The organism is Winogradskyella sp. A2, from assembly GCF_046762865.1.
Taxonomy (GTDB): domain Bacteria; phylum Bacteroidota; class Bacteroidia; order Flavobacteriales; family Flavobacteriaceae; genus Winogradskyella.
In genome coordinates this window covers 4,056-27,355 of record NZ_JBKQXM010000003.1, presented here as the reverse complement: position 1 = coordinate 27,355, position 23,300 = coordinate 4,056, and the positions used below count along the sequence as shown (strand labels likewise).

Sequence of the window (23,300 nt, the reverse complement as noted above, 5' to 3'; positions counted from 1 at the left end):
TTTTTAACTAAAAACAACGTTAATCTTATGATGCAAAAATATTATAATATTGTATCTTGCGCCACATATTAAAGCAATTATGAACCTTGATTTTGATTTGTGGTATTTCAAAACCAAGATAAATAGTAACCTATGAAATTTAAATCACTAAAATTTGTCCTTTTTTTATTTGTAATTGTGGCTGTTTTTGTAGCCTGTGAAGAAGAAGATGATCCTATTCAAAATGAATTTGTTGAAGAGGATAGAACGGAGCAACAAGCTAAAGATAAAGACTCTATTTTGAATTATTTAAACTCACATTACTATAATTCAGAATTTTTTGAAACTGGCACCAACCATAACATTGAAGATATTGTAATAACAGAATTGACGGAAGGAGAGGATGTTCCTGCTGGGCATACTTTACTAATTGAAGATGTAGTTACTAAAACTACAACTTATGTCGATGTTGAATACGAATATTATTATCTTCTTCTTAACCAAGGTGGAGGTGAAGCACCTGCATTTACTGATAAGGTTAGAGTGAGATACGAAGGGTTTTTTGTAGATGGTGGTGATACTTTTGATCAAGTTAGCACACCTATAGATTTAGACTTATATGGTATTGCTTTTGGTACAGGAGCTATAACAGGTTGGCAAAGAATTATGCCAGAGTTTAATACGGCAACAAACTTTACTATTGGTAATGACAATATTGTAACTTATGATAATTATGGATTAGGTGTAATGTTTGTGCCATCTGGTCTAGGATACTTTTCATTTCCAAGAACAGGTATTCCGGTTTACTCTAACTTAATTTTCAAGTTTGAATTGTTACAAACAGAGGTTAACGATCATGATGGTGATGGTATACCATCATATATTGAAGATTATGATGGTAGTTTAGACCCTTTTGATGATAATACTGACGACGATGCAGCGCCAGATTATATTGATTTAGATGATGATGGAGATGGTGTTTTTACAATTAATGAGTTGTTACCAACAACTTACGTCGTAGATACAAATATGGGTGAAACAGAACCAGAGCTTGGAGATAATGAATATGAATTAAATAGAGAAGAGGACGGTGGTATAATTACAATTGAAACGGTTACTTTAGTAGATACTAACGATAATGGTATTTTTGACCATTTAGATGAAGAGGTTACAACCAATTATAATGAAGATGAAGACGAAGGTTAAATTCTTCAACTATTCAAAATAAAAAAAGCCACTTAACAGTGGCTTTTCTATTTTATAATATTGTTTTAAAGCGCAATCGATAAACTTAATATTAATTGATCTGGTCTTGTGTCAATTCTACTAACAATATCATTTCCTAAGTTGTTGTCAATAAAGTCCGCTTCATTATTACTAAACCCTCTTTCATAACGTAGGTCAATTCCAATTTTGTTTAAATTAAAACCAATTCCAAAATTTAAACCTAAGGTGAAATCATCTTCTACATTATCAATATTGATACCATCAAATTCGGTATCTAAAATGTATTGTAATGAAGGCCCTGCAAAAACACTTAATGGTCCTATTAGTTTTATACCAACTAACAATGGAGCATCTAATTTTTTTACTGAGAATTCACTACTTTCATAATCACTTTTGGTTGCTGTGTAAACTAGTTCTGGTCTAAAATATAGATTATTACCTATTTTCCCGAAAATACCGAGGTGATAACCTACATTTCTATCAGGATTTTTTGCGTTTTCACCAATAGATTCGAAGTAGTCTCCATTAGCACTGTAGTTTAAACCACCTTTAAACCCAAAGGCACTGCCATTTTGTGCGTTGACAGATATACCAATAAAAGTCAATAATGCAGAAAGAAAAACTGCTTTTTTCAAATTTTTCATAATGTTCGTTTTTAAGATTAGGTATCTAATATCAAAAACGTTGCCAAAATGAACTTATTTTCTAGCTAGTACTGTTTTTGCTGCTTTTTCTAAGGCATCACTATTAAGTCCATACTTATCCATTAACTGCGCAGGAGTACCGGATTCACCAAAAGTATCATTTGTTGCCACAAATTCTTGAGGTGTTGGTCTATGTTTTGCTAATACTCTCGCAACACTCTCTCCTAAACCCCCTAAGTAATTGTGTTCTTCTGCAGTAACGATACAGCCTGTTTTCTCAACAGATTCTATGATAGCTTTATCATCGAGAGGTTTAATGGTATGGATATTAATAACTTCTGCAGATATACCTGCTTCATTTAGTGATTTGGCAGCCTCTAGTGCTTCCCACACCAAATGACCGGTCGCTACTATTGTAACGTCATTCCCATCTGTTAGTTTTACAGCTTTTCCAATTTCAAATGTTCCATTTTCAGTAGTAAAGTTTGGAACTTTAGGTCTACCGAACCTTAAATACACAGGACCATTATGTTTGGCAATTGCCAAGGTTGCGGCTTTGGTTTGATTAAAGTCACAAGTATTAATTACAGTCATACCAGGAAGCATTTTCATTAACCCAATGTCTTCTAAGATTTGGTGTGTCGCACCATCTTCACCCAAAGTAACTCCAGCATGAGATGCACATATCTTAACATTCTTACCAGAATATGCTACACTTTGTCTTATTTGATCATAAACACGACCCGTTGAGAAATTTGCGAAAGTTCCCGTAAATGGAATTTTACCACCAATTGTCATTCCAGCTGCAATTCCCATCATATTTGCTTCTGCAATACCAACTTGAAAGAATCGCTCAGGATGGTTAGCTTTAAACTCATCCATTTTTAGAGACCCAGTTAAATCTGCACAAAGTGCCACAACATTTTCATTAGATTTACCTAATTCGGTCAAACCAGCACCAAATCCTGATCTTGTGTCTTTATTTCCTGTATTAGTATATGTTTTCATTCTGTTATTTTGAAACTGTAATTAATTTTTATTGTTTTCTTTTTATCTACAACCTTAATGGCTTCAATCATTGACTTGTCATTTTCAAAAATTTTCATGATAAGTCCATTAGGCATATCAGGAGCGAATTGGTCTTTAAAACCTGTTTTTTGAAATGCCATTTCAAAAAACCTTTTAAAGATTACAGCATTGTTCACCTGGTAATCTGTATTGACAGCCATTGATACAATATCATTGGGTGAATTACTAGGAAACATAAGATAGACTTGGGCATCCTTATCTAATACCCTAATGGTTTCACCTGTGTCTTCTGTTATTAGGTCAAGACTTTCATCATCGTCTGTACTAAATTCACTTGAAGGTAAAAATGAATCTAAATCTAGATTGAAAAAAATAGAGTTGTTACCTAATTCAAATAAAAGGGTTATGACTCCTTGCTCGGTATCATATATTATGTGGCCCGTTGCACTTTCATAGTCTTTTTGCTTATCCTTAATTAAGGATTTTGCAAGACTCAATGCGAGCTTATTATAATTAGTCCACAAGTATTTACCGTCTTTATTAAAGCCAATTGAAATAGTATCTACTGTTGTATTACGCTCACTTGGGATTGAATAATCCACAACATAATGAATGTCTATTTCTTTTTCTTGACCATTAGAGACTAATAATGCGAAGAAGAAACTAAAGGTAATAACGTATCTCATAGTCTAGTAATCACCTAAGGTTTCCGGATTTTGAGAAAGGCCTATTTCTAATTGTTCATCATTTGGTGCTTTACCATGCCATGCGTGAGTATGCATCATAAAATCTACACCATTACCCATAACAGTTTGTAAAAGGACACAAACTGGTTTACCTTTTCCTGTTAATGATTTTGCACTTGCCATTCCTTTAAGTATAGCTGCTATATTGTTGCCTTCTTCAATTTCAACAACTGTCCAACCAAATGCTTCAAACTTTCTTTTTAAATCACCTAAAGGCAAAACAGTATCTGTTGAGCCATCAATTTGTTGACCGTTTACATCAATGGTTGAAATTAGATTATCAATTTTATTACCTGAAGCATACATTATAGCTTCCCAATTTTGACCTTCTTGTAATTCTCCATCACCATGTAAACTATAGATTAAATGGTCATCATTGTTTAATTTTTTCGCCTCTGCTGCACCAATTGCTACAGACATTCCTTGTCCTAATGACCCTGATGCAATTCTAATACCTGGTAGTCCTTCATGAGTAGTTGGATGCCCTTGAAGGCGACTATCTATTAATCTAAATGTATTTAATTCGTCAACATCAAAATAGCCAGATCTAGCTAAAACACTATAATAAACTGGAGAAATATGGCCATTAGACAAAAAGAAAAGGTCTTCGCCAATACCATCCATATCAAAACCATCTTTGGTTTCCATAATTTCTTGGTAAAGGGCTACAAAAAATTCGGCACAACCTAGTGAACCTCCTGGATGACCAGAATTCACCTTATGTACCATTCGTATTATATCTCTACGAACTTGAGTGGTTAAATCATTTAATGCTTGAATGTTTGGCATATTTTATTGCTTAAATTAGTCGCACAAAAATAACCTTTTACATAAGCCTTACAAAAACACTTTTGGCTCACTTATTAACGATTTTAATGAATTGCTAACAATTTTAAATTTAATTAAGAGTGGAATGTATATGAGTTAATTATATTTGCCTCTATACAAGGATTTTTAATGAAATTTAGTTTAATAGCAAAAGATCAACAATCTAAGGCCAGAGCAGGCTTAATTAATACTGACCATGGGCAAATAGAAACGCCTATATTTATGCCTGTTGGTACTGTTGCTTCAGTCAAAGGAGTACATCAACGCGAACTAAAAAATGATATAAATCCAGATATTATTTTAGGAAACACCTACCACCTATATTTAAGACCTCAAACTACTATTTTGGAGCAAGCAGGAGGCTTACATAAGTTTATGAATTGGGATAGAAACATATTGACAGATTCAGGTGGGTATCAAGTTTATTCTTTATCAGCTAATAGAAAGATTAAAGAAGAAGGTGTGAAATTTAAATCTCACATTGATGGTAGTTATCACGTTTTCACACCTGAAAATGTAATGGAAATTCAAAGAACTATAGGCGCCGATATTATTATGGCCTTTGATGAATGTACACCATATCCTTGCGACTACAATTATGCTAAGCGCTCTATGCACATGACGCATCGCTGGTTAGAACGTTGTTTAGCTCACCTTAAAAAGACCCCACTTAAATACGACTACGAACAAACATTTTTCCCTATTGTACAAGGAAGTACTTATAAAGATTTAAGAAAGCAATCTGCTGAATATATTGCCAATGCAGGTGCAGAAGGAAATGCTATAGGTGGATTATCTGTTGGCGAACCTGCTGAAGAGATGTATGCTATGACTGAAGTTGTATGTGATATTTTACCAGTGGAAAAACCGCGTTATTTAATGGGAGTTGGTACACCAATCAATATATTAGAAAATATTGCGTTAGGAGTAGATATGTTTGATTGTGTTATGCCAACTAGAAATGCACGTAACGGAATGCTTTTTACTGCTCACGGTACAATAAATATTAAAAATAAAAAGTGGGAGAATGATTTCTCATCAATTGATGAAATGGGTATGACTTTTGTTGATTTAGAATATAGTAAGGCCTATTTAAGACATCTCTTTACAGTTAACGAGCTATTAGGTAAACAGATTGCCACTATTCATAATTTAGGCTTTTATTTATGGTTAGTTAGAGAAGCCAGAAAACAGATTATTGCTGGTGATTTTAGCACATGGAAAAATCGAATGGTTAAACAAATGGATAAGCGACTATAGACGTGAAAATTTTAGATTGGTACATATTAAAACGATATATTTTCACATTTCTAATGATGCTGTTATTGTTTATTCCAATAGGTATAACAGTAGATTTAGCAGAGAAAATAGGTAGGATTTTAGAGAACAAGGCACCTTTTGGAGATGTAGCATTATACTACTTGAATTTCACAGTCTATTTTGCCAATTTATTATTTCCGCTCTTTTTATTTTTAAGTGTGATTTGGTTTACCTCTAAACTTGCTAATAATACTGAAATTGTTGCATTCTTAAGTTCTGGCGTTTCTTTTTCTAGATTTTTAAGACCTTATATAATCGGAGCTACGATAGTAGCAACTTTTGCATTGTTTTTAGGTATGTATCTGGCACCAATTGCCAGTCAGGGATTTAATGAATTTAAATACAAATACTTAAAAAAGAACAAGCAAATCCAGAAAACAAAAGACGTATATCGGCAGATAAATGACAATGATTATATTTATGTAAAGAGTTTTATTCCAAAAAGTAATTTGGGTGTTAGTTTTACCTATGAGCATTTTGAAGGGAATGAACTTAAATACAAGATATTTGCAGATAATATCAGATATATAGAAGAAGATTCTAGCTACAGACTCACAAGCTATGTAAAAAGAACTTATGAGAATGGTGTAGAGACAATTGAAAAAGCGAGGCGTCAAAATATGAAAATGCCATTTGAAATTGAAGATCTTGCGCCTGTTGAATATGCTGCTGAAACCAAATCCTATTTTGAATTACTAAATTTTATTGAAGCAGAAAAAAGACGAGGTTCGTCTAATATAGGTAGGTATGAAGTTGTAAAACTTAAGAAATGGAGTTTGCCAGTTTCAATTTTCATACTTACTATCATTGCTGTTGCCGTTTCGTCCATAAAAAGGAGAGGAGGCATGGGTGTGAATTTGGCATTTGGAATTCTAATTGCCATGATTTATGTATTCTTCGATAAAATATTTGGAGTAATGGCTGAACAATCTAACTTTCCGGCGTTTATAGCTGTATGGTTTCCTAATTTTATATTTGGTATTTTAGCAATATACCTTCTACAAAATGCCAAACGCTAAACTTAAGCACTATCTTCATTTACATTTTCTGGTTTTTATTGCTGGTTTTACTGCAATCCTAGGAGAGCTTATTACTATTGGTTCTTTGGAATTGGTATGGTATAGAATGGCCATAGCAGGCATACTAATGTTTTTGTTTATTAAAGTAGTTAAACTAAAACTTAGAATCTCCAAGAAAACATTCGTTCTATTTTCAATTGCAGGAGTTATAATTGCCTTGCATTGGGTTACATTTTTTGAAGCAATTAATCAAGCCAATGTTTCAATAGCCTTAGCTATGTTTTCCTCAGGTGCCTTTTTTGCCTCATTTATTGAGCCCATATTTTTTAAACGTCGCATTTTAGGATATGAAATTATTTTTGGACTAATAGTTGTTTTAGGAGTTTTTCTAATAACTAGTAGCGAGATTAATTACATTAATGGTATTATACTAGGACTATTATCTGCTTTGTTCTCAACTTTATTTGCGGTCATAAATGGTCGTTTTATTGAGCGTTATAATTCAACAATTATTTCATTTTATGAGTTTGTTAGTGGAGTTGTTTTCTTAACCATATTTATTCTATCTACAGGAGGAACATTTAATAAAGAGTTTTTTGTATTGTCATCTATGGATTGGGTTTATCTGTTTATTTTAGCCTCTGTTTGTACAGCATATGCCTTTATTGGCGCAGTAGAAGTGATGAGATATATTAGTCCGTTTACGGTAATTTTGAGTTATAATTTAGAACCAGTATATGGTATTGCTATAGCCTTGATGCTATTTCCTGAAACAGAAAAAATGTCACCACAGTTTTACATAGGTGCCATCTTAATATTGGTGACGGTATTGCTTGATGCAATATTTAAAAATTATAAAAGACGACAACAGAAAACAAATAATATAACCAATTAAAGTTTTTATATTTGTACCCTAACTAACTAATAAAACTAATTTCAAATTGTATGGAATACTTAGAGTTTGAATTACCGATAAAAGAATTAGAAGAACAATTAGATAAATGTCAAATTATAGGTCAAGAGAGTGATGTTGATGTCACTGAAACCTGTAAGCAAATTGAAAAAAAGCTTGCCGAGACAAAGAAGGAAATTTATAAAAACCTTACGGCATGGCAACGTGTTCAGATGTCTCGTCATCCAAACAGGCCCTATACTTTAGACCATATTAAAGCTTTGTGTGGTGAATCATTTTTAGAATTGCATGGTGATAGAAATGTAAAAGATGATAAAGCCATGATTGGTGGCTTAGGTAAAATAGGAGACCAATCTTATATGTTTATCGGTCAGCAAAAAGGGTTTAATACAAAAACAAGACAATATAGAAATTTTGGTATGTCTAATCCAGAAGGATACCGAAAGGCATTGCGTTTAATGAAGTCTGCTGAAAAGTTTGGTATTCCGGTAGTAACTTTGATTGATACACCAGGCGCATATCCTGGCCTAGAAGCTGAAGAAAGAGGGCAAGGAGAAGCTATTGCTAGAAATATATTAGAAATGACTCGTCTTAAAGTGCCAATCATTACTGTTATAATTGGTGAAGGTGCTTCAGGTGGAGCTTTAGGGATAGGAGTAGGAGATAAAGTTTTAATGTTAGAAAACACTTGGTACTCTGTTATTTCCCCAGAGTCTTGTTCCTCTATTTTGTGGAGAAGCTGGGAGTATAAGGAACAGGCTGCAGAAGCTTTGAAACTTACAGCTAAGGATATGAAACGAATGAAACTGGTTGATCAAATTGTAAAAGAACCACTTGGTGGTGCACATACTGATAAAGAGAAAACTTTCTTGGCAGTAAAAGATGCAATTGTGAAATCTTTTGAAGAACTTAAAAACTTATCACCAAAGGAATTAGTTAAACAACGCATGGAAAAATATGCAAATATGGGAGTCTATAAAGACTAAATTCAATATATATAGGTATTTAAGAAAACTGAAGTATTGTACTTCAGTTTTTTTTATGCATATTAACAATATTATAGAGTTATTAACAGTTAGATTGTTAACGAAGTGTTGAGATTGACAAGTGTTAAATTAGCGCTTTGTGGATACTAATTGGTTACATTTGTATCTTATGAAACAACCAAGTCCAATAAAAGGTTATAAAGTAGACAAAAGCACTATCATTAGTTTAGAGAAGGGTAAAATACCACCTCAAGCCATTGATTTAGAGGAAGTTGTGCTTGGCGCAATGATGATTGATAAAAAAGGTGTGGACGAAGTCATTGATATTTTAAGTCCCGATGCATTTTATAAAGATGCCCATAAATATATTTTCGAGGCTATTTTCAAATTATTCGAAAATAGTGAACCTGTTGATTTATTAACCGTTTCTAGCCAACTTAAGAAAGATGAAAAGTTAGATTTGGTTGGAGGTGATTTTTACCTTATTTCACTTACGCAGAGAGTATCTTCTTCCGCGCACATTGAGTTTCATGCTAGAATTATTTTACAGAAGTATATACAACGAAGTTTAATTAAAATTTCAAGTGAGATAATTGAGGAGGCTTATGATGAAACTAATGATGTTTTTGATCTATTAGACAATGCAGAAGCAAAACTTTATGAGGTAACACAAGGCAATGTTAAGAAGTCTACGGAAACCGCTCAAAGTTTGGTAATCCAAGCCAAGAAGAAAATTGAGGAGATATCTAATAAAGAAGGATTAAGTGGGATACCTTCTGGCTTTGATAAACTAGATAAGTTAACATCAGGTTGGCAACCTAGTGATTTAGTCATTATAGCTGCTCGTCCAGGTATGGGTAAAACCGCTTTAACTTTAACAATGGCAAGAAATATTGCTGTAAATAGTAATATTCCTGTTGCTTTCTTTTCCTTAGAGATGTCTTCTGTACAATTAATTACAAGATTGATTTCTAGTGAAACAGGTTTATCTTCTGAAAAACTTAGAACCGGAAAGTTAGAAAAACACGAGTGGGAACAACTCAATGTTAAAGTAAAAACACTTGAGAAGGCACCTTTGTTTATTGATGACACACCATCATTATCAATTTTTGATTTAAGAGCAAAAGCGAGGCGTTTAGCATCACAGTATGGCATAAAATTGGTTATTATTGATTATTTACAATTAATGACAGCTGGTGGCAGTCAGAAAGGCGGTAATCGTGAACAAGAAATCTCTACAATATCTAGAAACCTGAAAGCACTTGCAAAGGAACTTAGCGTCCCAGTGATTGCATTATCACAATTGTCTCGGGCGGTTGAGACGCGAGGTGGAAGTAAAAGACCACTTTTATCAGATTTACGTGAATCTGGTGCCATAGAACAAGATGCAGATATTGTATCTTTTATATATAGACCAGAATATTATAAAATTGATGAGTGGGATGATGAAGAAAGATCTCCAACAGAAGGTCAAGGTGAATTAATTGTAGCCAAGCATAGAAACGGAGGCTTAGATAGTATTAGATTAAAATTCATTGGACATCTTGGTAAGTTTGATAACTTAGATGATTTTGATACACCTTTTGGCGAATTCCATTCAAAAATGAACGCAGCGGCCAATGATGATACCTTTAAACCAGATAATTACCCTTCTGCATCTGATGCATTTGATGGTCCTGAGGATGACGGTGTTCCTTTTTAACAACGAATTTAGAATTTACAAGGTATTTTAAACCTATCTTTACGTTCGTTATTTTTATAATAGAATTGCCTCATGTTAAATCAAAGACGAACAACAAATATTTTGTTGCTAACCATTGCAGTACCTCTTATATTTTATTTACTTAAGATACTGTCTTTCATATTTATACCTCTTATTTTTTCGATGTTTATTGCCTTGCTGTTTTTGCCTTTAATGCGCTGGCTAGGTAGGCGGAATATTCCTAAATTTATAAGCATTATCATTGTTTTATTACTGGTTACTGGAGGATTAAAATTAGGTGTGGAATTGGTTCAGCTATCTAGCAAAGAAATTCTGGCTACACAATCAGAATTTTTCCCTAAAGCAGAAGCTAAACTAACCGACTTAAAAGTGTATTTGGCAGATAATTTTGGATTAGAAATTGAAGAAGATCAAAATATTTTTTCTCAATTTTTTCAAAAGGAAAACATAGGTACTACAATAGGATTTCTAAGAAAGTTTTTAACTACAATTTTGATGACTGCATTCTTTGTTATTCTATGGCTTGCGGAGTCAATTAATGTACATAAACTTCTTAACAATACGCTTTTAAAACAGAGGCATACCTCAATAAAAGCATTTATGAAGATTGAAAAGGATTTAATTAAGTTTATAAAAGTAAAATTTTTGGTAAGTGCATTAACTGGTCTATTTACAGGATTAATGTGTGTTTTTTTTGATGTTAGTTTTCCAATCTTTTGGGGCTTGTTTGCATTTGCAATTAATTTTGTTCAAATGGTTGGATCCTTTGTATCGGTAATTCTATTATCCATATTCGCATTTGTTGAATTAGATCCTACAAGCACATTGTTCTTCTTTATTGTTTCAATAACTTTGGTACAAGTTGTTTTTGGAGCAATTTTAGAACCAATATTTATGGGTAAGTCTTTTTCTATAAATATAATAGCAGTTCTTGTAATGCTTATGCTTTGGGGATTTTTATGGGGAATTCCTGGTTTAATTATGGCAATTCCTATAACTGTTTTTATAAAGATAATACTTGAGCAATTTCCAAGTACCAAAGTTATAGCAAGTTTACTTTCTGGTGATGAAACCAAACTAGAAAAACTTTAGTTACTCCATTTTATTGACTGTATATTTTAAGTATCTTTCTACTTAAAATTTCACCTATGGTACATGGTACGCATAATGCACTTGAGGATTCAAGAAATAAAGACATTTTAATATTAGTTAATGATGAATTATTCCAAAGAGATGAAGCAAAAATATCTGTTTTTGATAGTGGATATTTAGTTGGCGATGGAGTATGGGAAGCACTACGACTTCATCATGATAAATTAGTTTTTGTTAAAGATCATTTTAACAGATTGTGGCAGTCTGCAAAAACTGTAGGTATGGAACTTCCATTGACTAAAGAAGAGCTAATAAAAAAAGTCAGAGATGTACTAAGTGCCAATTCAATGACTGACGGTGTTCATGTGAGGATTATGATTACTAGAGGAATAAAAAAAACACCTTCACAAGATCCCAGATTAACAATATCTGGTCCAAATATTGTTATAATTCCTGAATACAAAAAGGCTTCAACTGAATCAAAAGCTAAAGGAATTACTTTATTTACAAGCACTATTAGAAGAGGATCACCAGATTATTTAGACCCACGATTAAATTGCCATAGTAAATTGCATGAGGTACAAGCTTTGATTCAGGCGATTGAAGCTGGAGCAGATGAAGCTTTAATGCTTGATGTTAATGGATTTGTCGCAACTTGTAACGCAACCAACTTTTTTATGGTCAAAAATAATGAGGTTTGGACATCCACAAGCAAATATTGTATGAATGGAATAACCAGAGGAAAGGTAATCGAGGTTTGCCATGCGAATAACATAAAATGTATGGAAAAAGATTTTTCATTATTTGATGTATATGGTGCTGATGAAGCATTTGTTACAGGGACATTTGGCGGATTGACACCAGTGGTTAAAATTGATGGAAGAACTATTGGAAACGGAAAATTTGGTTCAATGACTAAAAAGTTAAGTAAACTTTATGAGGGATTAATTGATAATGAGGTTGAGAATGGATGATATTAAGCGAATTTGTTTATGGTCTGGGCCACGAAATATTTCAACAGCATTAATGTATTCCTTTGCTCAACGTAAAGACACAAAGGTATATGACGAGCCTTTATATGCTTATTACTTAAAGAATCATTCCGAAGCTCATAAATATCATCCGGGTGCAGAGGATATTCTTGAAGTTATGGAAAACAATGGTGATAAGATAGTTGAAATGATGCTCACTGAAAATGAAAAACCTGTACTATTTTTCAAACATATGATTCATCATTTACTTGGATTGGATAAAGAGTTTATGAGAAAGACCGTAAATATTATATTAACTAGAGACCCTTTTGAAATGTTACCTTCATTTGATAGAGTAATTCCAAATCCTGTTCTTGATGATGTTGGATATAAGTTACATATGGAATTGTTAGAGTATTTTCAAAGTAACAATATTTCATTTACAGTTATTGACTCTAAGCAAGTCTTAATCAATCCAGAAAAAACATTGAATAACCTTTGTGAATTTGCTGAAATAGAGTTTGATAGAAATATGCTTTCATGGAAACCGCAGAAACGAAAAGAAGATGGTATATGGTCCAAATATTGGTATGATAGTGTTCACAACTCAAGTGGTTTTATGAAATATATGCCTAAAGAAGCACCTTTCCCTAATCATCTACAACCATTGTTAACAGAATGTAGACCTTATTATGTTGAGTTGTTAAAACACACACTTTAGGTCTTAAAAGAAATATAATTTTGATATTTGAGACTAAAAATTAAGTATCTTTCGTTGTAAATCTATGAACTTGAAAAACCTAATCATATTATTTTTTACGGTATTCTTTATAAATAGTGTCTGGGCATCGTATATCTTAATACCAATGGATGCAGACTCTCAGGAGAATCATTTAAAAGCTTACGGCGTAACGTATTGGACCTTAGAAAGGGATTTGAAGGTTAATTGGCTATTAAATTATAGAGGTGGTTCTTTTTTATTGCCAGATGCGGATATTATAAGACGTGAGTGCCAAATTAGAGGCGTTTCTTTTGAAGTCTTGTCAGATTCAGAAGCCTCGCAAATTTTAGATGAAATTAGTAGTCCTGCCGTTAATCAAGAAACTGTGGTTTTAGAGAAAGCACCTAAGATTGCAGTATATACGCCTTATGGAAAACAACCATGGGATGATGCCGTTACAATGGTATTGACTTATGCAGAAATACCATATGAAACAATATACGATGAAGAAGTTTTAAAGGATGAATTACTTTTATATGACTGGTTGCATCTGCACCATGAGGATTTTACTGGTCAGTATGGTAAATTTTACAGAACCTATAGATCTGCCGCATGGTATATTGAAGAGAAAAGGGAAGCAGAAGAGTTGGCTACAAAATTAGGTTATAGTAAAGTGTCGGATGCCAAACTAGATGTAGCACTTAAAATTAGAGATTATGTTGTTGGAGGTGGTTTTATGTTTGCCATGTGTTCTGCTACTGATAGTTTTGATATAGCCTTATCGGCTGAAAATGTTGATATATGTGAACCAATGTTTGATGGTGATGGAAGTGATCCTGGCTATCAGAATAAAATTGATTTTACTAAGACATTTGCCTTTAAAGATTATTTACTTGAGCGAAGTCCTAATGTTTATGAGTTCTCGTCTATTGATATGACACGCAAGCGCCAAATTCCATTTAAAACAGATTACTTTACTTTAATGGAATATTCGGCAAAATGGGATCCAATACCAACTATGCTTACACAAAACCATACAGCATTGGTGAAAGGATTTATGGGGCAAACCACTTCATTTACTCGAGACCAAATAAAGTCTAATGTACTTGTAATGGGAGAAAACAGGACAAATGGAGAAGCAAAATATATTCATGGTATAAAAGGAAAAGGATTTTTTACGTTTTATGGTGGTCATGACCCAGAAGATTATACACATAGAGTAGGAGATCCGAAAACTGAATTAGACCTTCATCCTACATCGCCTGGTTATCGCTTAATTCTGAATAATGTATTATTTCCGGCGGCAAAAAAGAAGAAGCAAAAGACTTAATTACTTTTAAATGGGTATTAGAATCCAATCTTTTCTTCAACTATTTTTGTCTTCGCTTATTTACTGGCTATTAGCTTTCGTATTTTTTATTGCAATACGTTATAATGGTTTAATTGAAGAATTGGCTATTTATACGGATGAGGATTTAGGGCTACCTATATTTGCATACTACAAATACGGCCTTATACTTGGACTGTTAATAGGTGTGTTTTATGCACTTATAGAATATTTGTTTGACGAACATATAAGTAAAAAACTTAGCCTTGGGTTTAGTTTAATTACAAAGTCTTTCGTTTACTTAATTCTTATAATTATAGTTCTAAGTTTAATGTCCTTCAGAATTGAAGAGCAAATAGATATCGATTTACCTAATGAAAAAGGTTGGTGGCGAACAGATCCGTTTTTTTGGAATACTGTAATTTATTTTGTCAGTGCATCTATTGTATTCTCTTTTATAAGAATTGCAAACGACAAATTTGGTCGAGGAATGTTTATAAATATCCTGCTGGGAAAGTATAGGAAGCCTAGGGAGGAAGAAAGAATACTTATGTTTTTAGATTTAAAGAATTCTACTAAAATAGCTGAGAAATTAGGGCATGTCAGTTATAGCAAATTTATACAAGATTGTTTTACAGATTTAAATAAGGTATTAAATAGGCACGATGCAGAAGTATATCAATATGTTGGGGATGAAGCTGTAGTTACCTGGTCCGAAAAAAAAGGATTTGATAAGAATAATTGCGTAAACTTATATTTAGCATTTAAGGATAAATTAAAAAAAAGAAATGATCATTACATATCTAATTATGCTTTTCAACCTATCTTTAAAGCAGGTATTCACTTTGGCAAACTTATGATTGCTGAGGTTGGTACAATCAAAAAAGAAATAGCGTATCATGGCGATGTCATAAATACTGCTTCTAGAATCCAAAACTTATGTAAAACTTACGATGCAACGCTATTAGCTTCTGAAACAGTGTTAAAAAACATAAAAAACAAAAAACAATATCTTATAGAATCAAAAGGTTCAATAAAGCTAAAAGGGAAAGAAAAAGCGACTGAAATATTTTCTATTTCCGAAATTAATGATAATAAATTATAGAATATTCTAAATGCAATTTTATCAAAAGGAAATAATACTTTCTGAAAAACCTAGAGGATTCCATCTCATCACATCTCAGGTTATGTCGAATATTCAAGAGATTCGTGAAATTAAAGTAGGAATACTACATTTATTTATAAAACATACTTCTGCTAGTCTTACTATTAATGAAAATGCAGATTATACAGTCAGGGAAGATTTTGAATCGCATATTAACAAAATGGTACCTGAGAATATGCCTTATTATGAGCACAATTATGAAGGGCCTGATGATATGCCAGCACATATTAAAGCGTCATTGATGGGATCTTCAGTACAAATTCCTATTACAGATGGAAAATTAAATCTTGGAATCTGGCAAGGTATTTATTTAGGTGAACATAGAATCCATGGTGGTTCTAGACGTATGATTGCATCAGTGATTGGTACTACGTTTTAAAATTCATTCTCTTCAATAAAAATGACTAATTATTTAGTAGTATCTTATTTTAACCCAAACCTCAATTTGATTCTTTTTTATTTCTAAAACGTAAGCTTTAGAACTTGGTCTCCATCCTTCTCCGTTATCATCTGAGTCGAAACTAGCGTCTTCATAAGTTGTTCGATTTCTCACACGTACTAATTGTATTATATCGTCTTTTTCTGGTTTGGTATTTTCTATTGATGATATTTGATTTTCTTCTTCATGCCCCCTTCTCCATACTATTTTAAATACTTGACCATCATCGTGATGAACAAAAGGACCACTTGCAGTTTCTTTACCAATATATACCCATCCTTCAAATCCTATTAGACCGTTCTCATTTGATTCTTCTTTTAATGTTAATTTAATGTTATTTTGAGCTGAATTTAAATCAACAGAGTCTCTTCTTATCCCCCAAATATTTGTAAAATATTCAATATAGCCTTCAACTGAATTTTCATCTTTAATATAGTTCCAATAATCTTCTGGTCGAAGACTGTTTTCAAGACTATCAATATATAATTTTTTAATTTCCAACTCTTGTCTTAGAATTGTATCTTTTTTTGCTAAGTCTATATAAGCATCAGAAGCTAATATTTCAGCTTTTTCTAAGTTTTTATGATAATAGCCAATTGTGATTAGAAATGCGGCAATTAAGCCAATAATAACAAAGAATAAAAATCTATTTTTATTGTCTTTTTTCTCTATTTCTTTAATTTTTTCGTCAATTCGTTTCATAAGATTGGGATTATATGGTAATGTGTTCGTAGAATTCAGAATTAAATTCTTCAATCTCTTTGTTAGACAGTTTGTTTACTACTCGGGTTAACCGTTCACGTTTTAATTTTAATAATTCTATTAAATCAATATTTCGTTTTCTTTTATTTATAGAACCAAATAATCGCACAGATAATAAATTAATTAATAAACAACCTATAATTGCAAAGGATATTTCAAGCTTTGCAAGTTCTAGTTTATTAAGTACTATTACAATTCCCATTAGTACAACACTTATAACTGCGGTAATTATAATCATTCGTGTATTCGTTTTTATACCCTTTTTATGCATTATAATTGCACGGTCAATTTCGGAATCTGATACTAATAAATCTCTCGCGTCAACCTCTTGCTCAATTTCTTTACCAGAAGATTCTTCTTTTATTTTTTGAACTACTTTTTCTTGTGCTTCGGAAACACCAATTAAGTTTAGTACTTTTTTTAAGCTCGATGAGGCTTTTTCCTTTAGGCCAAGAAATGTTAGAATATCATTTATAGCCTTATCCGGATTATTGGCCAAATCTGCATACTGTCTTCGTTGCCAGCGCATTGGTAACTTACATTCTTCTATTAGAATTGGCACCATTTTTTTTTGTGTGTTAATTGCAATAGAAACTTCATCTTGAACATTGGGTGACTCCACCGAAGTTGGAGACAAAATGAGCATAAAGGTCTCTGATTTTTCTAATGCTTCCTCTATAGCATTATCCCAATTTTCTCCGAGTCCAATTCCTAACTGATCTATCCATACGTCAGCACCCAAATTCTGTAATTCTTTTACGAGTCCAAGAGCAAATGGTCTGTCTTTACTAGAGTAGCTCACAAAAATAGTTTCTGCACTCATATTAATAGTTTTTATGTTGGATTAATTGAAGGGGTCGAAAATATACGAATTATATTGTTATATCATAACTTTTTTTAAATATACTATTATCACAAGGGTACATTTCTCCATTCACACCAATCATAAGCCAATCCCCTTTTTTACCTCTCATTTTCCCCTCTAAGGTCTCGACTTCAAAAGGCTCATTAATTTGCAAACACCTAATGGGTATTGGTTTTTTAATTGCACTTTTAAATTCTAAATCTGGTATCCTGTTTTGTTTAAATTTCAACATTATTAGCTTAGTAACTGTGCTTTTAAAAACTGTGTAAAATCATCATTTTCCCTATTTGTCAGAGCAACATAGCCAGCATAGGCATTAGTGTGCATAGATAATTTTTCCCGGATAGGAATGTTTTCTGATGCCTTAATATAAAACTCTTTTGCCTTATCAAAATTCTCTAAATACATATTGCCTTCTGCTACTGTAGCAAATTTCCAAAGGTTATCATCACATTTTTCAGCAGCCTCTAAGGCTTGATTAGCATATTTTTTCATTTCTCCTTTACCTGTTTCAGGATCTGTAACAATACTTAAAAAAGCTAAATTTATAGCATGATAATAGATTTGGGAATGCACTTCATTTTCTGCAGATATATCCAGTGCTTTTTTATAGTAATTTCTAGATGCTTGGCTAGATTTAAATGAATAAGTTTTTAAATAATCTCGTTTATGTCTTCCACCTATAATTCCCATTAAATCTGTATTGCTTTGCGCCAAAGGATGTGTGTTTAATATATCGTAGACTTCATCTTTACGTTCTAATCCTTCTAATGCAAAAATTAATTGAGTTAAGCCTCTTTTGTCTAAATCATCTTTATTTGGAAGCAATTTGTTCACAACAGAATCGTATTTACCTAGTGTTAGATTAATTTCTTCCTTGTTAGTGTATTGGTTAAAGAATTTACTTCCTGTTAAGGTACTTAGAATTAAAGAATAGGCATCATCTTTCTCATCTTTTGGCTTAACCATCATAAGATGTTTGTCATCTACAAATTCACAATATTTAGAATCAAATGGTTCATGACAGGAGTCAATTGAAACATATTCGTCTTGTGCTGAGGCTGCCACCTTAAACTTAAATGGGTACTTGCCATTAAACGTTGTTTTCCAATTAGACCGCAGTGACTTAATAAAATTACCTTCACTGCTTAAATCGCTATATTTTTTATTCCACTGTTTATCTAATATTTCTGGTGCTATTCCATTACTAGGTGCACCAAACATGATAAGGTGAGAAATTCTTTTTCGGTCTTCTTCATCTAGAGCTAATATTGCCTTTTGAGCAACGATACCTCCAAGACTATGCGCAACAATGGCAATACGATCATAATTTTTGAACTTAAATTTGATTGATGTTTTTAAATTTCCGGCAATTTTATCTACGTCTAGTATTGCGCCCCATACGTCTTTGCCCAATTTTGGTTGCGCAATGGATTTATAACCTAAGGGTTTCATTGCCCAACCTTTAAAGTTTGGATCTTTTTGTAATAAATTAGGTGTAATACCAAAGGAATCTCCTGATTCACCAGAAAAACCATGAACAAAAAGCAATAAGTTATTTCCTTCATCGCGTTCCCATGAAATGTCAGTATCACTTTTAGACAAAACAGCTTGGCCAACACTTTTTTTCGTCTTGAATTTATCTGTAACTATCTTAGATCTTAATTCTTGAGGAATATAGCAGATAACAAAATCATCAGACATTTGTAGATTAGCATATGGTGTTTGATCTTTTACTATATCACTTCTCTTTTTCAATTGATCGATTAAGACTGGTGTTCGTTCAAAAACATAGTTTACGGTTTCTACGGTTCTTACAAATTCATCCGCAAAAAAGTGTTTGTTTTGAGCTTTTAAGCTCTCAACTAAACATTGCGTAAAAACACTTGTCTCCGCATCACCCCAAGAAAGCTCTGCCGCCTGAGATGAAGCTACTATGACCATACCTCTTTCATCATCAATCTCTTGTGCTAATCCTTCGAGTGTAGAATTTTGATGTGTAATTAGCTCTTTGGTATTATTTGCAATAGTCTCTGAAATAACTTCGTCTTTACCTTCAAAAAAGGATCCGGAATGGCAACAATCAAATAGAATAAATATCTTTTTTGATTTCATTTTACTCAGTTTTCCCCTGAGTTCTTTACCGCTTATATATATATCTGCTGTTTTATCGTAAGGGCATAAATAAGAGATGTCATATTCTTTGGCATATCCTCCATGTCCAGAATAATAAAGTAAAAACGATGAATTCTCGTCCATTTTTTCAATAAGATCATCAAAGGCATCAGTAATCCTCTTACAGGTAGCATCACTATTTAATAAAAGTGTAATATTTTCTTTTTTATATCCACAAAGTTCTTTGTTTGATAAAACGTCATAAATATTTTGGGCATCCTTAATTACACTTTCTGTTTTTTGCTTAAAGTCCACACCAATGATTAACGCGTATGCGTTTTCAATTTGATTCATTTTAAACAATTAAAAGTTAATATTATTGAAAAGTTTTTTCATCTGAGTTGCTTGCTCATGAGTGGTTTCAGGACTATTAAGACCCATAGTATTCAATTCAATCACGGCTCTTAATTTTTTTGCTGTATAACTATCAATTATTTTATTGGAATAAAGACTATTAACCAAAGAGTAATTTGATTTACCTTGAACATTAATTCCATTACTATTTGCTTTACTTGTTAATTTATAAGATATAGCATCTTCTAACTCGATAAGCATTTGATATGGTGATTCTGCAATACTAGGTTTTGAGTTGAAGTTATCTGTAGTTTTTGGATTAATTCCAGAATCACTTTTAGGATTAATACCACCGCCTTCCTTTGGATTGATGCCTCCGCCATCTTTTGGGTTTATATCTCCTCCGTCTTTTGATAAAACATCAGAGCTGCCTGTACCGATAAGTTCCGTATGTTGCTGAAGTTTAAAGGCTAGACCAGTAGGCGTAATATTGGCAGACTCAAATCTGTTAATGATACTTGCAATTTGCTTTTTGAATAGATATAACATCAAAATCACTGCAATTGGCCATATAATTACTTCTAATGTTTTATTTAGATTCTCCCAAAAGTCTTGACTTTGCTCAATGGCCTCAACACGTGCAGCCAGAGCATCGGTGTCATTTACTAATTTAGTTATGGTTGTGTCTAAAGAATCTTTTACGTGTCTAATGTTTATCATAGTGTCTTGTTTTTCCAATAATCTAAATGTTCCTTAAAGGTTGAATCATTTTTAAGGTTTTTGAAATGGGGATCGTGATGATAAGTTGTTGGAGTAAAGTTATATCCTTGTACTATAGATTTGATAACGTGTTCTAGAGCTTTATCAGTATTACCTATAGATGCATAATACTGTGCCCAGCGATAATCTATCTCACCAAATTGATAATCAGATCTATTGTCTTCCAATTTTTCAATAATTTTTCTAGACATTTCATCATTACTGTTTTTATAGTAAGAAACCGCTAAATGAGTGATATACTCGTAGTTATCAGGATTCTTTAAATATAAATCTTGATATTCTTTTTCTGCATTTACATAATCATCACTGAAGTAGAATGCTTTTGCCAAATATTCGTTTTGTGTAGCGTAGTTTTTCTTCGATATTAATTTATCGAAATACTCTTTGGCTTTGCCTATGCTGTTGGTATTAATAAGTTGTATTCCACTAAAAGTATAGAGATACTCCATATCTTCTTTAGTTCCAGTTAAAGCATATTCTGAAAGATACTTATCTAGATTTGTTATGTCACCTGATTTGATATAAGCCATAATCAAAGGGCGCTTTAAGTAATTAGTCTCAATAATATCTGTTACAGGAATTAAAGTTTTTATAACATCATCATAATTTCCTAATTCAACATCTGCTAAGGCATTTAGATAATATCTATAGCCACATCTCGAACAATTTTCCAATACAACATCATCCATTGGAATTTCATCATAAAATTTCTTAATAACCTCAGGTTTATTAACAAACTGTAAAGCAATGGTCATTGTAGTTTGATTTGTTGATACATCTAAAGAAGCAATTTCATACTCCTTTAATATAGCACGATATGCTTTGTCATTTTTTCCGTTATTTATAGATTCATAAAATAAAATCCAATTTTTCTGCCTTGTACTTAGTCTAGAATTATTAGTCGTAGTACTAATCAAAGAATCAGTTTTTGCAAACTGTTTTTTATTATAGAAATAAGACATCATATGTATCTTAGGCTCAAAGAAATTAGGGTCTAATTCAATAGCTTTATTCAGTAAAGTCAAATAAGTTTTATCGTCATCTTCTTTGTCTAATGCTTCAAGCACGTACTGATAGGCTTTAAAACTAGGTGGTTTCTCTTCATAGTATGACGTTAAGGTATTGTCATCCTTAATATAACCAGAATCGTCTTTTCTGTCTTCAGTTGAAAGATATCCCAATATTTGTTGCTTCAATTGTTCAGCGCAATCTAATGGCTCATTAGGATCACATGTAACTGTTTCAAATGAAATAAGAGTTTCATCCATCAATCCATTTTTTATCGAGCTTTGTAAGAGTAATTCATCTTTTTCCATATAAAAAACTCCTTCAATAACCTTACCTGGCTTTAAGTATTTTATCAATAGACTGTTGATGCTTTCATTGCCAACCTCTGACTTAATCATGCTTTTATAGTCATTGACTAATTTTGAGGAAATAGCCTGACCAGCATCCTTTTCCGTTATACCGTGAATAATCCAGTTAGCCGCAATTTCACCAATATTATTAAGTTCTTCATTTCCTGTAGTATTTTCAAAATCCAATACTGCAATTTTATTGTTCTCTTCCAGTTCAGCTAAAAGTACACTCTTACCAAAGTTCTTTTTTATAATTAAGGTGACGGCAATTCCACTTAATAGACTAATTACAAACAATGAAGAAAAGTACATTTTCTGAAAAGCACTTTTATTATATGGAGTAGATGGATCTTCGGTTTGTTGGATTTCATATTTCAATAATCTAAATTTCCAGATATAATAAATATGCACCGGAAACCCAACTAATAATATTATAATCAAATAGGTTACTATTTTTACAGGAAATCCCAAGGGTTCAGAAACAAGGGCCAATACTTGAAGTAAAACCCAACTCGAGACTATATAGATAGAAAGCATCTTAAATACTTCCTTTTTGTGACACTCAGTTACAAAACCTTTTAAGGTCATTTAATGTTGGTTAATAAGGTTGGTTAATAATAAAGGGTAACAAATGGCTTGTTAAATTAATATTTTTTAGTTAATATAGATAACAATTAATCCAAAAAATATAAAACAATGACTTTAGAAGGCGGAGGCATCAATCCAAAAGAGGGTGGCGGTATCAATCCAAAAGAAGGCGGGGGAATTAACCCTAAGCCTGGAGGAGGAATCAATCCAAAAGAGGGCGGAGGAATTAACCCTAAGCCTGGAGGAGGAATCAATCCAAAAGAAGGCGGAGGAATTAACCCTAAGCCTGGAGGAGGAATCAATCCAAAAGAGGGCGGAGGAATTAACCCTAAGCCTGGAGGAGGAATCA

General features: G+C 32.5%; 22 protein-coding genes and 1 pseudogene. 13 read left to right on the top strand and 10 right to left on the bottom strand.

The features are described from left to right. Positions 1–132: 132 nt before the first annotated feature. A complete protein-coding gene (locus tag ACFWV9_RS06080) occupies positions 133–1,185 on the top strand; it encodes an FKBP-type peptidyl-prolyl cis-trans isomerase (protein WP_411894353.1) in 1,053 nt (350 codons plus the stop codon). 65 nt (positions 1,186–1,250) lie between these two features. Here ACFWV9_RS06080 and ACFWV9_RS06075 read toward each other — a convergent pair whose 3' ends face one another. The 4 genes from ACFWV9_RS06075 to ACFWV9_RS06060 are packed head-to-tail and all read right to left on the bottom strand — an operon-like array spanning position 1,251 to position 4,414. Then, the gene (locus ACFWV9_RS06075; protein WP_411894352.1) at positions 1,251–1,850 is read right to left on the bottom strand and encodes an outer membrane beta-barrel protein; all 600 of its coding nucleotides are present in this window, start codon (positions 1,848–1,850) and stop codon (positions 1,251–1,253) included. A gap of 54 nt (positions 1,851–1,904) precedes the next feature. Then, positions 1,905–2,858, bottom strand: coding sequence for a transketolase family protein (locus ACFWV9_RS06070; protein WP_411894351.1), 954 nt, complete (start codon positions 2,856–2,858; stop codon positions 1,905–1,907). Next, positions 2,855–3,565 carry a hypothetical protein gene (locus ACFWV9_RS06065; RefSeq protein WP_411894350.1) on the bottom strand — a complete coding sequence of 237 codons (711 nt, stop codon included), beginning with the start codon at positions 3,563–3,565 and terminating at the stop codon, positions 2,855–2,857. Before ACFWV9_RS06065 ends, ACFWV9_RS06070 begins: the two co-directional genes overlap by 4 nt. A 3-nt stretch (positions 3,566–3,568) precedes the next feature. After that, entirely contained in the window at positions 3,569–4,414 is an 846-nt protein-coding gene (locus tag ACFWV9_RS06060) for a transketolase (RefSeq protein ID WP_411894349.1), read from the bottom strand. Between the two features lie 168 nt (positions 4,415–4,582). Here ACFWV9_RS06060 and tgt point away from each other — a divergent pair, with 168 nt between their 5' ends. The 11 genes from tgt (at position 4,583) to ACFWV9_RS06005 (ending at position 16,069) form a co-directional block, all read left to right on the top strand. After that, the gene (gene tgt / locus ACFWV9_RS06055; RefSeq protein ID WP_411894348.1) at positions 4,583–5,713 is read left to right on the top strand and encodes a tRNA guanosine(34) transglycosylase Tgt; all 1,131 of its coding nucleotides are present in this window, start codon (positions 4,583–4,585) and stop codon (positions 5,711–5,713) included. Positions 5,714–5,769: 56 nt separating this feature from the next. Next, positions 5,770–6,792, top strand: a complete 1,023-nt coding sequence (locus ACFWV9_RS06050) for an LptF/LptG family permease (RefSeq protein WP_411894783.1) — start codon at positions 5,770–5,772, stop codon at positions 6,790–6,792. Next, positions 6,779–7,687 carry a DMT family transporter gene (locus ACFWV9_RS06045; RefSeq protein WP_411894347.1) on the top strand — a complete coding sequence of 303 codons (909 nt, stop codon included), beginning with the start codon at positions 6,779–6,781 and terminating at the stop codon, positions 7,685–7,687. Before ACFWV9_RS06050 ends, ACFWV9_RS06045 begins: the two co-directional genes overlap by 14 nt. 50 nt (positions 7,688–7,737) lie before the next feature. Further along, a complete protein-coding gene (locus ACFWV9_RS06040) occupies positions 7,738–8,691 on the top strand; it encodes an acetyl-CoA carboxylase carboxyltransferase subunit alpha (RefSeq protein ID WP_411894346.1) in 954 nt (317 codons plus the stop codon). A gap of 169 nt (positions 8,692–8,860) precedes the next feature. Next, positions 8,861–10,393: a replicative DNA helicase gene (gene dnaB, locus ACFWV9_RS06035; protein WP_411894345.1), complete on the top strand. Its 1,533-nt coding sequence runs from the start codon at positions 8,861–8,863 to the stop codon at positions 10,391–10,393. A gap of 72 nt (positions 10,394–10,465) precedes the next feature. Further along, positions 10,466–11,506, top strand: coding sequence for an AI-2E family transporter (locus ACFWV9_RS06030; protein WP_411894344.1), 1,041 nt, complete (start codon positions 10,466–10,468; stop codon positions 11,504–11,506). Positions 11,507–11,562: 56 nt separating this feature from the next. After that, complete coding sequence (locus tag ACFWV9_RS06025) at positions 11,563–12,480, top strand: aminotransferase class IV (RefSeq protein ID WP_411894343.1); 918 nt, start codon at positions 11,563–11,565, stop codon at positions 12,478–12,480. Beyond that, on the top strand, positions 12,473–13,198 hold the full coding sequence (locus ACFWV9_RS06020; protein WP_411894342.1) for a sulfotransferase family protein: 726 nt from the start codon (positions 12,473–12,475) through the stop codon (positions 13,196–13,198). Before ACFWV9_RS06025 ends, ACFWV9_RS06020 begins: the two co-directional genes overlap by 8 nt. Positions 13,199–13,343: 145 nt before the next feature. Further along, positions 13,344–14,528, top strand: coding sequence for an asparagine synthetase B (locus ACFWV9_RS06015; protein WP_411894782.1), 1,185 nt, complete (start codon positions 13,344–13,346; stop codon positions 14,526–14,528). 10 nt (positions 14,529–14,538) lie between these two features. Continuing rightward, a complete protein-coding gene (locus ACFWV9_RS06010; protein WP_411894341.1) occupies positions 14,539–15,630 on the top strand; it encodes an adenylate/guanylate cyclase domain-containing protein in 1,092 nt (363 codons plus the stop codon). Positions 15,631–15,640: 10 nt separating this feature from the next. After that, entirely contained in the window at positions 15,641–16,069 is a 429-nt protein-coding gene (locus ACFWV9_RS06005; RefSeq protein WP_411894340.1) for a secondary thiamine-phosphate synthase enzyme YjbQ, read from the top strand. A gap of 33 nt (positions 16,070–16,102) precedes the next feature. Here ACFWV9_RS06005 and ACFWV9_RS06000 read toward each other — a convergent pair whose 3' ends face one another. The 6 genes from ACFWV9_RS06000 to ACFWV9_RS05975 are packed head-to-tail and all read right to left on the bottom strand — an operon-like array spanning position 16,103 to position 22,951. Beyond that, positions 16,103–16,831, bottom strand: a complete 729-nt coding sequence (locus ACFWV9_RS06000) for a hypothetical protein (protein WP_411894339.1) — start codon at positions 16,829–16,831, stop codon at positions 16,103–16,105. 10 nt (positions 16,832–16,841) lie between these two features. Next, positions 16,842–17,714: a toll/interleukin-1 receptor domain-containing protein gene (locus ACFWV9_RS05995; protein ID WP_411894338.1), complete on the bottom strand. Its 873-nt coding sequence runs from the start codon at positions 17,712–17,714 to the stop codon at positions 16,842–16,844. 49 nt (positions 17,715–17,763) lie between these two features. Beyond that, positions 17,764–17,988: a hypothetical protein gene (locus ACFWV9_RS05990; RefSeq protein WP_411894337.1), complete on the bottom strand. Its 225-nt coding sequence runs from the start codon at positions 17,986–17,988 to the stop codon at positions 17,764–17,766. A gap of 2 nt (positions 17,989–17,990) precedes the next feature. Then, positions 17,991–20,225: a caspase family protein gene (locus ACFWV9_RS05985; protein WP_411894336.1), complete on the bottom strand. Its 2,235-nt coding sequence runs from the start codon at positions 20,223–20,225 to the stop codon at positions 17,991–17,993. Between the two features lie 9 nt (positions 20,226–20,234). Next, entirely contained in the window at positions 20,235–20,945 is a 711-nt protein-coding gene (locus ACFWV9_RS05980) for a hypothetical protein (protein ID WP_411894335.1), read from the bottom strand. After that, the gene (locus ACFWV9_RS05975) at positions 20,942–22,951 is read right to left on the bottom strand and encodes a tetratricopeptide repeat protein (protein WP_411894334.1); all 2,010 of its coding nucleotides are present in this window, start codon (positions 22,949–22,951) and stop codon (positions 20,942–20,944) included. Before ACFWV9_RS05975 ends, ACFWV9_RS05980 begins: the two co-directional genes overlap by 4 nt. 108 nt (positions 22,952–23,059) lie before the next feature. On the opposite strand from ACFWV9_RS05975, the pseudogene ACFWV9_RS05970 reads away from it, so the two are divergent. Next, positions 23,060–23,300, top strand: a pseudogene (locus ACFWV9_RS05970) (hypothetical protein); the annotation flags it as partial.